The organism is Mesorhizobium sp. BR-1-1-10, from assembly GCF_020165595.1.
Lineage (GTDB): Bacteria > Pseudomonadota > Alphaproteobacteria > Rhizobiales > Rhizobiaceae > Mesorhizobium > Mesorhizobium australicum.
On record NZ_JAIUIL010000001.1, the window covers coordinates 418,746 to 431,322 of the forward strand.

General features: G+C 61.0%; 11 protein-coding genes. 7 read left to right on the forward strand and 4 right to left on the reverse strand.

Translation table 11 applies throughout. The annotated features are described in order from the left end of the window. Positions 1-28 precede the first annotated feature (28 nt). The 4 genes from LB555_RS01875 to LB555_RS01890 form a co-directional block, all read right to left on the reverse strand. Entirely contained in the window at positions 29-799 is a 771-nt protein-coding gene (locus LB555_RS01875) for an amino acid ABC transporter ATP-binding protein (RefSeq protein WP_348643270.1), read from the reverse strand. A 403-nt stretch (positions 800-1,202) separates the two neighbouring features. Then, the gene (locus LB555_RS01880) at positions 1,203-1,403 is read right to left on the reverse strand and encodes a hypothetical protein (protein ID WP_224682187.1); all 201 of its coding nucleotides are present in this window, start codon (positions 1,401-1,403) and stop codon (positions 1,203-1,205) included. 339 nt (positions 1,404-1,742) lie between these two features. Then, complete coding sequence (locus tag LB555_RS01885; protein ID WP_224682188.1) at positions 1,743-2,813, reverse strand: SDR family NAD(P)-dependent oxidoreductase; 1,071 nt, start codon at positions 2,811-2,813, stop codon at positions 1,743-1,745. A gap of 102 nt (positions 2,814-2,915) precedes the next feature. Further along, positions 2,916-3,803 carry a LysR family transcriptional regulator gene (locus LB555_RS01890; protein WP_181174052.1) on the reverse strand — a complete coding sequence of 296 codons (888 nt, stop codon included), beginning with the start codon at positions 3,801-3,803 and terminating at the stop codon, positions 2,916-2,918. A gap of 195 nt (positions 3,804-3,998) precedes the next feature. Between LB555_RS01890 and LB555_RS01895 the strand changes: the two genes are divergently transcribed. From LB555_RS01895 to LB555_RS01930, 7 genes are all read left to right on the forward strand, one after another. Then, positions 3,999-5,525: an ABC transporter substrate-binding protein gene (locus LB555_RS01895; RefSeq protein WP_140877289.1), complete on the forward strand. Its 1,527-nt coding sequence runs from the start codon at positions 3,999-4,001 to the stop codon at positions 5,523-5,525. A gap of 54 nt (positions 5,526-5,579) precedes the next feature. Then, positions 5,580-6,521, forward strand: a complete 942-nt coding sequence (locus LB555_RS01900) for an ABC transporter permease (protein WP_140877287.1) — start codon at positions 5,580-5,582, stop codon at positions 6,519-6,521. Continuing rightward, positions 6,518-7,354 (forward strand): ABC transporter permease, encoded by an 837-nt coding sequence (locus LB555_RS01905; RefSeq protein ID WP_140877285.1) that lies wholly within the window; start codon positions 6,518-6,520, stop codon positions 7,352-7,354. Before LB555_RS01900 ends, LB555_RS01905 begins: the two co-directional genes overlap by 4 nt. Before the next feature lie 2 nt (positions 7,355-7,356). Next, positions 7,357-8,334, forward strand: coding sequence for an ABC transporter ATP-binding protein (locus LB555_RS01910; protein WP_140877283.1), 978 nt, complete (start codon positions 7,357-7,359; stop codon positions 8,332-8,334). Beyond that, a complete protein-coding gene (locus LB555_RS01915; RefSeq protein ID WP_210243714.1) occupies positions 8,331-9,353 on the forward strand; it encodes an ABC transporter ATP-binding protein in 1,023 nt (340 codons plus the stop codon). The genes LB555_RS01910 and LB555_RS01915 overlap by 4 nt, the downstream gene beginning before the upstream one ends. Continuing rightward, positions 9,353-10,291 (forward strand): serine hydrolase, encoded by a 939-nt coding sequence (locus tag LB555_RS01920; RefSeq protein ID WP_140877281.1) that lies wholly within the window; start codon positions 9,353-9,355, stop codon positions 10,289-10,291. Before LB555_RS01915 ends, LB555_RS01920 begins: the two co-directional genes overlap by 1 nt. Before the next feature lie 989 nt (positions 10,292-11,280). Then, positions 11,281-12,549 (forward strand): AGE family epimerase/isomerase, encoded by a 1,269-nt coding sequence (locus tag LB555_RS01930; RefSeq protein WP_140877278.1) that lies wholly within the window; start codon positions 11,281-11,283, stop codon positions 12,547-12,549. Positions 12,550-12,577 lie beyond the last annotated feature (28 nt).

Sequence of the window (12,577 nt, forward strand, 5' to 3'; positions counted from 1 at the left end):
TTGTTGATTACGCTCTGACATTCCAAAATCACAGTATCTGATCGAGGAACTGCTTTGTTCGTTCCTTCTTTGGCGAGTGGAAAATCTGCTGAGGAGTGCCTTCCTCGACAATCAATCCGCCGTCCATGAACAGCATCCGGTCCGCGATTTCACGCGCAAAGCCCATCTCGTGGGTAACCACCGCCATCGTCATCCCTTCAGATGCCAAAACCTTCATCAGGTCGAGAATACCCGTGACCGCTTCCGGATCCAGCGCCGAGGTCGGTTCGTCGAACAACATCGCCTTTGGGTCCATGGCCAGAGCGCGGGCAATGGCCACGCGCTGCTGCTGTCCACCGGACAGTTGGCTGGGATAGTACCCCGCGCGGTCATCTACGCCCACCTTTTCCAGCAATTCATGTGCCCGACGCAATGCTTCCGTCCGTGAGCGGCGACGCACCACCGTTTGCGGCAATGCGACGTTGTCGAGCGCCGTTCGATGCTGGAAAAGATTAAATGACTGGAAGACCATTCCAACCTCGGCGCGTAACCTGTTGAGGTCAGCCCCGGGTTCAGAAAGCGAGACGCCATCAATGACGATCCGCCCGGAATCGATCGTCTCCAGTGCGTTCATGGTGCGAAGGAATGTGCTCTTGCCGGAGCCTGAAGGTCCGAAGACGACGAGCACCTCGCCATGCCCGACTGCAGTGGTGATCCCGGCCAGCGCAAGGTGTGAACGGCCATCATTGGACCGATAGGTCTTGCGGACGTCTTCAGCGACGATGATCGGCTTGCGATCCTGACCAGGCGTAATCTTCACGACATTACGAGCACAGGTTCGCGTCGTGATTGAAGGTTCTGCATTAGGCCAGGGTTCCCCCAGTAGACATTCAGTGCACCCGTTTAGGCCTATAAGTTTTGCCGTCCAGATCGGCTGCTTCGAAAGCCGGCGGTCGTTTTCACCCGATGCCTCTGATCTCTTCAAAGCGTGGTCATGAAAGCCGATCGAACTGGGCAAAACAAGCAGTTTCTTCGAGAGGCCTGTGGGTTTGCCCGAACCAGGTCCGATTTGTTGCCGGCCCGGAGTTCCCGCGGTTTCGCACATGGGCAGAGGGATGGCGCGTCGACAGTTGCACCCTCATCGAGTGGCATTCGTATGCGACATCAGGCGTGACGGCGTGGCCCCTTCCTTCGAAGCCCAGTGGGAAAGGCCGGTTGGATGCCTACTTCCCCTTCGCGCCGTCCTTGCGTGCTATGACAAGCTTCGGCATGTGGGCTTCAAGGATGATGCTGAGCGCTTCGTCTCTGGTGATGCCGACCTTGCGGGCGTAGTACTCAGCTTCTCGTGCCCGCTCGCGATCGAGCGGGCGTTCGTCCGCATGCTTCGCCCTCTGCTTGGGCTTCTGCTTCACCTTCTTTCCCATGAGGCGAACCATAGCACAACAGGCACCCCGGCTTAACCCGGCGGCCGGCATGGGGCCCCTCCAACGGAAACAACACCTAGCGCTTGTCTCTGTCGGGTGCTCGGCTCGTCTTTTCGATGATGCCAGCCCGGCCGTCACCATGATGGCTGTGCCGTAACTGTCAGCGAGCCCAACTCTTCGTGGGTGGTGAACGCCGCCAGAGAGGCCGGGCGATCAAAGCCCGCCCTCGAGGTGCACGGCTCCACCGGGCTTTCCGTGAAAAAACCCCGCCAGTAGCGGGGCACAGGCGAAGCCAGTTCGATCTTTCGCACCGGAACTGGATGAGCACTTTTGATGGTGTCACTTCGGTTCCTGGTCGGTGGGCGGATCTGCCAATGTTCCTGAAAAAAGCGCAGGGCCGCGCGTCTTGAGCAACGACAAGGACGTGTAATCGAGTATCGACAATCCGCCATCGACCACAAGCGTCTGACCGGTGATGAACGATGCTTCCTCACTAGCGAGGAAGGCCACCGCTGCAGCAATCTCGCTTGGAGTTCCCATGCGGTTGAAGACACCCGGCGGGACTTCCCATTCACCCGAGGGGTTCATGCTCGACGCAGGTTCCTTTTCATCGAGCTCTGTGGCGATCCAGCCGGGGCTGACACAATTGGCCCGGATTCCGAATGGCGCACCTTCTATCGCCAGCGAGCGCGTGAGCGCCTCCACTCCCGCCTTCGCAACGCCGTACAATCCCCAGTTTCCGTGCAGTTTGGCAGTCGACGAGATGTTAACGATCGACCCACCGCCGCAGTCGCGCATCACCGGAAGCGCGTAAGAGGAGACGAAGTAGGTTGAATCGAGATTGGGGCCGCGCAACTTTGACCAGCGCTCGCCCGGCGACTCATGAGCTTCGATGCCTGACCGGCGGGAGCCGACCCCGGCATTGTTGACGATGACGTCCACTCGGCCCCATTGCGCAACCTTGCCCACCAATTCCGCCGCTGCCGCCTCGCTTGCCAGATCACATTGAAAGAAAGTAGCTCTTCCCCCGGCAGACGCGATCTCTAATTCAACTTCGGAGCCCTTGGTATCGTCGCGCCCGACAAGAGCAAGCCTGGCGCCTTCCTTGGCAAAATACAGCGCTATTCCACGTCCGATTCCAGAATTGCCCCCAGTGACGACTACGACCTTGTCTTGAAACCGCATCTCGCCCACTCTCCTGATGAGATTCAATCTGCCCCGGTTTGCCAGTATAGGACCTTTCCAATACTCCGGCCCTTGCAAATCCGAATTTTCGACACCGACATCCTTCTCGCCAACACTGCCAGTGGCCCATCCAGGCCGGAACACCGTCAGTTCGTCGGACGTTCTTCCAACGATCTCGATGCCGGTCGGAACAGCCGTCTCATCAAGTCCCGGGGGCAGCGCCATCACATGCTATGTATCAGAGGACTTGGCTATGTCGTCGATCGCCAACGTCCTGGCGGACTGCGTGCCGTAGTCCGCCATCACAGCCGCGGGCCTTTCCGCGTGCTACAGCGTTTCGTTTCGACGGTAGGAATTCAGTGCTGTCTTCAATGCTCGGATGAAATCAGCATAGAAACCTCGGCTGACATGCGCTTCATGTGTCAGAAAACCGACCTCGACTGAAAGCCGTGGCACAGTTCGTCGGATGTGGAAACCTTCGCGCAGCATGCTACGAGCGGTGAGTTCATCGACAATCGTCGCCCCATTCCCGGCCGTCGCGATTGCACAAGCGAGAAAATAGGTCTGCACTTCTATCGAAGGACTGAAGTGCCGACCAGCCGCTTCAAGATGCATAGCAATAAGCGCGCCGATCTTGTCCCTTGATGAAACTCCCACCAGGTCTAGTCCGTCTATTTCTGCCAAGGTGATGTCGGGGCCTGGCTTTGAGCCGAAATAGACGAGTTCGACCTCTCCCAGAACTTCCGTGCGCAACCCAGGATGCTCGCCGGGGCATAGTGTCACTGCAAAATCCAGCCGACGGGCTCTCAGAGCGGTGACGAGCGCTTCGATATGATCTGTCTCCACCTCACAGGTCACCGCGGGATAGCTGCGGCGAAAGCCGCTGACCGCCTGCGGCATGATCGAAAGGCCGAGGCTCGGCAGGCAACCGATATGGAGCCGGCCCTCGGGAAAACGCCGCAGATTGGCCGCAAGCATCTTTAGCTGCTCAATCCCCGTGTGGAGCTTGGCGACCTCGACGTGCAGCGCTTCGGCCTCGATCGTCGGGAGAAGCCGCCCCTTCACTCGCTCGAACAACCTGAAGCCGAGAGAACTTTCCGCGTGCTGTAGCACCTTGCTCGCTGCCGGTTGCGAGACGCCGAGCAGGGCGGCTGCCTTGCTGATCGAGCCCGTCTGCTTAATCGCATGGAATACCTCGATGTGGCGAAGCCGCATGCCGAACCCTCCTGATGCCTTCACCCACATAACCCAAGGTTATGTATGCCGTCGATAATACATTTTGACCAGCCATGTCATTTGCGTTGAAATCGCAGGACATGACCTGGGAACTGGCAGCTTCCGCCCGAGCGAGCCACGAAAATTCCGGGCAATCACCGCCGCCCAGACAGCGGCACCAGAGGAGAACCAGCCATGTCGACAATCTTTGCTCCGGCGACCTTCCTCAAAAGCGCAATCGCCGCCGCCCTCCTCGCGTCAACCGCGATCCTGGCGACGGCCCACGCCGCCGATTTCCGGCTCGGGGTCCGGGCCGATGCGCTGACCATCGATCCAATCGCCTCGAGCGACAATCCTTCGATCTGGCTGGAATTGCAGGTCTATGACCAGCTCGTTCGCCCCAGCAAGGACGGCACCAAGCTGGAGCCGGCGATTGCCGCATCCTGGACGATTTCCGCCGATGGCAAGGAATTCACCTTCAAGCTGCGTCCCGAAGCCAAATTCTCGGACGGCCAGCCGGTTACGGCCGCCGACGTCGCCTTTTCGCTGCAGCGTGCTTCCGGCGAGAAATCGGAATGGGCCCGCTTCTTCAAGCCCATCACCAGCTATCAGGTGGTCGACGACCGTACCATCGTGATGAAGCTCGACAAACCCTTCACACCGATCCTCAACAATCTCGCTCTGTTCAGCGCCTCGATCCTGCCGGCCAAGCTCGTGCAGGAGCAAGGCGACAAATTCTTCGAACATCCAATCGGTTCTGGTCCTTTCGTGCTGAAGAGCTGGACCCGCGGTCAGGGCGAGGAACTGACGAAAAATCCCAACTATTGGGAAAAGAACAAGCCGAGCATCGACCACGTCTCGATCGAGGTCGTGCCCGAGGATAATTCGCGGGTGTTGAAGCTCAAAGCCGGTGAGCTCGATGCCATCACCGACGTCCCCTATAACCAGGCAGCAAACCTGAAGACGGATGCCGATATCGATATCCACGCAGCGCCGGTGTTTCGCGTCGACATGGTGCAGCTCAACACCACGAAGAAGCCTTTCGACAATGTATCGGTCCGCCAGGCGCTGAACTACGCCCTCGACAAGGAAGCCATCATCAAGGGCATCCTGCGTGGTAACGCCAAGCCCACGACGTCCTCGATCCCCGTCATGGCCTATCACAATGACCAGCTGAAGCCCTATCCGCTCGATCTTGCCAAAGCAAAGGAGCTTCTCGCCAAAGGCGGCGTGCCGGACGGGTTCAAGACCAGCATGCTGGTCTCGGCCGGTGATGTTACCGCACGCCAGGTCGCCAGCGCGATCCAGGCCTCGCTCAGGAAAGTCGGTGTCGAGGTCGCCCTGCAGACCATCGAGGACAGCTCGCAGTTCAGCACGACGAAGAGCGGCAACTATGAAATGTCGCTGAGTTACGCCACCAGCGATACCATCGATCCCGACCAGCTCGTGGGTTTCACCGCCGTCAATCCCGAGCGCGCCAACGCCTTCCACACTCAATGGAAGAGCGACCGGGTAAATCAACTGTATGCCGACGAGCGCGAGACCCAGGATGGCCCGGAGCGGGCCAAGCAGTTCCAGGAGATCGAGGCGGTCGTGCATGATCAAGCCCCGTTCATCTTTCTCTACACGCCAAATGCTGCCTATGCGAACCGCAAGAATGTCAGCGGGTTCGAGGTGGTGCCGACAGCGAACTATTCGCTCAAGGACGTGGTGGTGAAATAGTGTCGCGGAGCAACTGCCCGCCATGACCGGTGGGCCGGCAGGCAGTACTTTGTAATGAATATCCTGTTCTTCTGCATCTCGCGGCTGTTGCAGCTCATTCCTGTCCTTCTCGGCATCACCATCGTGGCGTTCCTGCTGCTGCGCGTGATGCCGGGTGATCCGGCAACGCTGATGCTGGGAAGCCGCGGGACGCCTGAGGACATCGCGGCGCTGACGAGCCAGCTCGGCCTCGACCGGCCGCTTTGGCAGCAATATCTCTTCTTTCTGGGTGACATCGCCAGGGGCAGCTTTGGCCGTTCGATTGCCTACAAGGCCGAGATCGGCCCGCTCCTCATCGCGAGGCTGTGGCCGACACTGGCGCTGGTCGGCCTCAGCACGGTAATGGCCCTCGTCTTGACGATCCCGCTCGCCATGTACACCGCCGTGCGCCGCAATGGCGCGGTCGACCATACGGTCAAGTTCTTCTTCGTCACGGCGATGGCGATGCCGCCATTCTGGCTTGGGGTGCTGCTCGTGCTGCCTCTGGCGATTGCCGTTCCGATCTTTCCTGTGTCCGGCTACGGCAAGGACTGGCTCGACAAACTGCACCATCTCGCCCTGCCGGCCTTCATCATCGCCCTCGGCACCGCTGCCTTGACGATTCGTTCCCTGCGCAGTTCCATCATCGCCGTGCTGGGAGCCGACTATGTCGACACGGCCCGCGCCAAGGGCCTGCCAGAAAACGCCGTGCTGTGGCGCCACGTCTTCCGCAACTCGTTGACCTCGACGATCTCCGTGCTGGCCGTCCACACCAGCTGGGTCATCGGTGGCACGGTAGTGATCGAAACGGTGTTCGGCATTCCCGGCCTTGGCTCGCTGCTCGTCGCCTCCATCAGCGCTCGTGATTATCCGATGGTCCAGGGGCTGACCGTGACGTTCGCGGTCCTGGTCGTTGTGATCAATCTTTTCGCCGACATCGCCTATTCGATGGTCGATCCCAGGGTGAGCCTGTCATGAAATTGTTGAGCCAGGAGACGGTGCGGCGCTTCAAGCAAAACCGCAACCTGCAGATCGGCCTTTTCCTGCTAGCCGTGATCGTGCTGACGAGCCTCTTCGGCCCCTCGCTCGTCCCCTACGATCCCGAGGAGCTCGATTTCGGCAATCCGCTGCTGGCGCCGACCCTGCAGCATCCGTTCGGCACCGACGATCTCGGTCGCGACGTCCTCGCCCGCGTGGTGGCGGCGGGGCAGGTCGACATGCAAGTGGTGGCAGTCTGCGTTCTCCTGCCATTCCTGATCGGCAGCACGATCGGTCTGGTCTCCGGCTATTTCGGAGGCTGGGTCGATCTTTTGATCATGCGCTTCGTCGACATCCTGTGGGCCTTTCCCTTCTACGTACTGGTCATCAGCATCGTCGGTGCGCTGGGGCCGCGCACCACCAACATCTATCTCGCCTTTTCGCTGGTGGTGTGGATTTCCTTCGCCCGGATCGTACGTGGCGAGGTCCTCCTGGCGCGCCGGCTAGAGTATACGCAAGCCGTATCGGTGCTGGGCTACAGCCACGCCCGCATTATGCTGCGCCATATTCTGCCCAATGTGATCACTCCGGCCATCGTGTTCATGATGGCCGATGTCGTCCTCACCATCCTCGGCGTCACCTCGCTCGGCTTCCTCGGTCTAGGCATCCAGCCGCCGACGCCCGAATGGGGTGTGATGATCGCCGATGGACGCAACTTCATCCAGGACGGCTGGTGGATCTCCCTGTTCCCGGGCCTCGCCATCGTGTTGGTTGGCGTGACCTTCACGCTGATCGGCGAAGGCCTCGATGATCTGTTGAGGCCGAAGGCGTGAGCGTGGCGCAGAACACCCTCGCGGTCGAGCACTTGCGCGTCACCTTTGGCAAGGCGCCGAATGCGGCGACGGCGGTCGACGATGTCAGCTTCGAGATCCGGCAAGGCGAGGTCTTCGGTCTCGTGGGGGAATCCGGCTGCGGCAAGAGCGTGACCTGCCGCTCGCTCATCCAGCTCTTCGGCGGCTCGAGGCCCTCGGCCCTGACGGGCTCGATTATGTTCGAAGGACGCGACCTCGCCGCTCTCCAGCCTAAGGATCTCGTTAAAATCAGGGGCAGCGAAATCGCGATGATCTTCCAGGATCCGATGACGGCCCTCAACCCGACCATGAAGGTCGGCCGCCAGATCGAAGAAGGCCTGCGCCAGCACGAGAAACTCAGTACCAAGCAAGCTCGGGGACAGGCCGTCGCGCTGCTGAAATCTGTGGGCGTGATGGCGCCGGAGCGTCGGCTCGACAGCTACCCCCACGCCTTCAGCGGCGGCATGCGCCAGCGTGTCCTCATCGCCATGGCACTCGCCTGCCGCCCCAAACTGCTGATCGCCGACGAGCCGACCACGGCGCTCGACGTCACCGTGCAGGACCAGATCCTCAAGTTGATCCTGAAATTGCGGGCGGATATCGGCATGGCGGTGCTTCTGGTCACGCATGACCTCGGTGTCGTGGCGCAGACCTGCGATCGGGTTGCGGTGATGTATGCCGGCCGCATCGTGGAAATCGCCACGACCGAGCAGCTCTTTGCCAACCCGTCCCATCCCTATACGCGTGCCTTGCTCAAGGCCTTGCCGGCCCATAGGGGCCGGGGCGGACGGCTGCAGCCGATCGGCGGTTCGCCGCCGAGCCTGGCCTCACCGCCGCCTGGGTGTCGCTTCCATCCGCGTTGTTCGCTGGCAATCCCGGCTTGCGAGTTGCAGCAGCCGCCCCTTGCCGCCATCCAGGAAGGCCATGCGGCCGCCTGCATCAGGATCGGAGAGCCGACGTGACCGAACCGCTCCTCGCGATCCGCGATCTTTCGAAGACCTTCCCGATGGCCCGCAATTTCCGCGATGTCGTCACGCGCTCGGCCAGGCAGAACCTGCGGGCCCTCCGCGATGTGTCGCTGACCATTCAGCCCGGCGAAGTGGTCGGCGTGGTCGGCGAGTCGGGGTGCGGCAAGAGCACGCTCGGGCGCTGCATCGCCGGTCTCGAGAGCCCCGAGCAGGGCGACATCCTCTGGCAGGGCGCTCCAATTACCGCCGGCGCAAACCGCAGGACCCGCGCCCGCCACATCCAGATGGTGTTCCAGGATCCCTACGCCTCGCTCAATCCGCGCATGACCCTCGGCCAGACACTTGAGGAGGTTCTCCATGTGCACGGGCTCGCAGGCAATGCGACGCGGCAGCGCGAACGTGTCGACGAGTTGATGCTGATGGTCGGCCTTGCGCCCGCGCTCAAGGACCGCTTGCCCCATACCATCAGCGGCGGCCAGCGCCAGCGCATCTGCATCGCCCGCGCCCTCGCCGTCGAACCGCAACTCATAGTCGCCGATGAACCGGTCTCTGCTCTGGACGCCTCAGTGCAGGCGCAGATCATCAATCTCCTGGAGGACCTCAGGGTGAAGCTGAATATCGCCTTGATCTTCATCGCCCACGACCTCAACGTGGTCCGCCACATAAGCGATCGTGTTGCCGTGATGTATCTTGGCGAGATCGTCGAGACCGCGGCCGCAGACGCGCTGTTCACCCGCCCCTTGCATCCCTATACGCGTGGTTTGCTCGCCGCGATTCCGATGCCCGACCCGAAGCGGCGCACCAGTGTACCGAGTATCGAGGGCGAAATACCGGACCCTCTCAGTCCACCGATCGGCTGCGGATTTTCGACCCGCTGCTCTCATGTGATCCACCCTTGTCGGGCCCGGCACCCCGATCTCTACCAAACCGGCGAGCATGGCGTGCGCTGCCTCAACCCGGCGGCCACCTTTGCCGAACCCGGATCGGTACATCCAGCGACAGGAAATCAGTGATGTTTTTTCAGAAATCGAAGCAGATTGAAGCGGTTGGCGAGGAAATCGTGCGCACAGCGCTGGACGGCTTCGCCTCCCGCGGGCTGGCGGAAGATAAATTCGCTTTCACGCTGTTAGTCCATCTCCGGCGGGAAGAGAAAGCCTATGGCGAGGGTGGGACGCTGCCGACAGGTTACTCCTACAACGGCGATGCCCTCTTCTATCCCTGCAGCGTAATCAAGGTCTTCTATCTTGTCGCCACGCAGGCTGCCCTTGACGCAGGAAAAGTCCAGGCGACGCCCGAGCTGGAGCGGGCCATGCACGATATGATCAAGTGGTCGAGCAACAACGCCACCAACTACGTCATCGATACTTTGACCGGGACGACCGGCGACACCGAGCTGGGCGAAGAGGAGATGCGGCGCTGGATGGCGGCCCGAAACGGCATCAACGCCTATTTCAAGCAGCTCGCCTTGCCGGAATTCGACGGCATCAATGTCTGTCAGAAACTGATGGACGACGACCGCTATGGCCGCGAAAAGGTATTCGTCGAGGTTGGTGGCAACAACCACAACCGCCTCACGGCCGACGCCTCCGCATCCGTCTTTTCTCGAATCATGGATGGCGCGATGATTTCGCCGGAACGCTCGCGCATTATGGCCGACTTCCTGTATCGGCCGCGCGACCCCGGCTTCGTCAAACGCCCGTTGTCGCAGGTGGTCAACTATATGGGCGCGAACCTGCCGGAGGGGGCCAAACTGTGGTCGAAAGCAGGCTGGACGGGCTGGACAGGCGATCCCCGCGCGAGCTACCGCCGCCACGACGCCGTTCATGTCGAGCTGGCGGACGGCAAGCGGTTCACCTGCGTCGTCTTCACTCAAGGCGAGCAGATCTCGGCGAACCTGACAATCCTGCCTGCCATAGGAAAGCACACAGCCGAGCTCGTCGCGGCCCTCTAGCGAGGTCAGCGAGGCCGATAACGGACTCCGTCCAAAAAGCCGATGTGATCGGAACGATGCTTCTGCTGCAATGCCGGCCTGCCCTGCCCGGGGCGTCGATCCAGGAGTTCGACACCCCCGCTCTCCTCATCGAACTCGATGCCTTCGAGGCAAATCTCCGTCGTACGGCGGGGCTCGTCACTGCCGCGTTTGCGCCTGCGTCAGCACGCGATGGCCCATAAATCGCCCGTCCCGTCTTCAGATCCAGCAGAAGGTGCACGATCGGCGCAGCGCATCCAGCGAGCCTTGGATTCTCTTAGGCAGACCATTCTCCTATGGCCGGTCGCAGAAATTCTTGCTGCTTCGAAACTGTCCACTCTCCGAGCGGCGACTTTGGGACATGCGGCTTTCGAAGCCCGTTGCGTCGGAGGCAATCTGCGCCGCGGCATCGTGGATGAACTGTACCTTCTCATCCGGCAGCGGAACGCTGAAATTCGGGGCTTCTTCATCTCGTCCCAGAGAGAATGGCTTGCCTTATCTCGTCGATCTGCGGCTCGTCGACCGACTGTAGCCTGTGGACATGGTCCTGCGCAGGCGCGGCCACCGCGAGCTTGGACGCCGAACCGATCCCTCAGCATGCGCGTGATTGGCTGCTGGTGGATGTAGCCGCCTTTTCACTCTTGAACCTGAAGAAAAAGGTCGGCAGCCGTTCAGGACCTGCTAGACTAGGAGTTGCAGATTTGGGCTGTGTTTCCCGGGCGCAAAAAGCACGCTGTACAAGCTCACGATCGGGCAGTCGCTGGAGCAGGGAAATACTCCGGCCCCCTTACGTGTGAAAACGGTCGCATTAGATTGAAAGACGCCGGTCCGCCCAGTAAGGCGGAGGCTAGTGCCTCCCAAAGCCGATTGATGACTCGACGGGTTCATTCGCAGGTCAGACTGGGTCTATAAAGGGCAACGCGCCGGTCCGGCAAATCGCAAGCCCGGTCAGGCACAACAGGAAAGAGCGGATGTCAGAACTGCCCTTTACGTCGTCGAGCCCCGCGGCCTGGCGGGATGCGCCGTGGCATCGTTCCTGGTTGAAGAAGCAGGCCGATATCCTGTTCGATCTTTTCGACCCGGTGGCCATCAACCCGCAAGGCGGGTTCTACGATCTCGGCCCCACCGGCAAACCGCTGCCGGGCAGCGCCGTCAGGCAGATCCACACCACCGCACGGGCGGTCCATTGCTACGTCATCGCCAGCCTGCTTGGCCGGCCCGGAAGCGACCGGATGATCGATCACGGCATGCGCTATCTCTGGCAGTCGCATCGCGACGTCAAGCATGGCGGCTATATGTGGTCGCTCGACGACGCGGGACCGAAGGATGTGACCAAACAGGGCTACGGCCACGCCTTCGTGCTGCTTGCGGCATCGAGCGCCAAGTTGGTGGGCCATCCTTTGGCAGAGCGCATGCTGGCCGACGTCACGACGGTTCTCAACGACCGTTTCTGGGAAGAACAGCATGGCGCCATAACGGAAGAGTTCGAGTGCGACTGGAGGCCCGTGCGCGGCTACCGCGGCCAGAATTCCAACATGCATCTGACCGAGGCGTTGATGGCGGCCTATGAGGCGACCGCCGATCAGGATTATCTGCACAAGGCGGAGCGCATTGCGGATCTGATCATCAACCGCCGTGCCCGGGAATGCGATTTTCGCGTTGCCGAGCATTTCGACGAGCAATGGACGATCGACCGCTCCTACAAGGCGGTCAACGAGATGTTTCGCCCGTCGGGGACAACGCCCGGTCACTGGCTGGAATGGGCGAGACTGACCCTGCAATTGTGGGTGCTGGGCGGCAAGAGGCGGGACTGGATGCCGGAAGCTGCGGAGACGCTGTTCCGGCGCTCCGTGGAATTGGGATGGGATGAAGCCAAGGGCGGCTTCTTCTACACGCTAGACTGGGCCGACAAGCCGGCATTCCGGTTCAAGCCCTGGTGGCCGGTCGCCGAGGCAGCGGGCGCGGCTTCCTTCCTGGTCGAGCACCGCCCGAGCGGCTTCCACGAACAATGGTACCGGCGCATCTGGAACACGATCGCCGAGGCCTATATAGACCGCGAGCATGGCGGGTGGTTCGAGGAGCTGGATGAGGGATTGCAGCCAGCGCATTCGCTGTTTGTCGGCAAGGCCGACTTGTATCACGCACTGCAGGCTTGCCTGATACCGCTCTATCCCGCGCAAGGGAGCCTAACGAACGTGATCAGCAAACGATACGACGCTCTCTCAACCAGGAATTCTTAGCGGTACCGCAACTCACCGAGGCGGCTAT

Coding starts and splice junctions, on each gene's coding strand:
- LB555_RS01885 (WP_224682188.1), bottom strand. CDS start 2,813: ATGGCGCTGCCCCCGGGACTTGATGAGACGGCTGTTCCGACCGGCATC.
- LB555_RS01920 (WP_140877281.1), top strand. CDS start 9,353: ATGTTTTTTCAGAAATCGAAGCAGATTGAAGCGGTTGGCGAGGAAATC.
- LB555_RS01895 (WP_140877289.1), top strand. CDS start 3,999: ATGTCGACAATCTTTGCTCCGGCGACCTTCCTCAAAAGCGCAATCGCC.
- LB555_RS01880 (WP_224682187.1), bottom strand. CDS start 1,403: ATGGGAAAGAAGGTGAAGCAGAAGCCCAAGCAGAGGGCGAAGCATGCG.
- LB555_RS01930 (WP_140877278.1), top strand. CDS start 11,281: ATGTCAGAACTGCCCTTTACGTCGTCGAGCCCCGCGGCCTGGCGGGAT.
- LB555_RS01905 (WP_140877285.1), top strand. CDS start 6,518: ATGAAATTGTTGAGCCAGGAGACGGTGCGGCGCTTCAAGCAAAACCGC.
- LB555_RS01890 (WP_181174052.1), bottom strand. CDS start 3,803: ATGCGGCTTCGCCACATCGAGGTATTCCATGCGATTAAGCAGACGGGC.
- LB555_RS01900 (WP_140877287.1), top strand. CDS start 5,580: ATGAATATCCTGTTCTTCTGCATCTCGCGGCTGTTGCAGCTCATTCCT.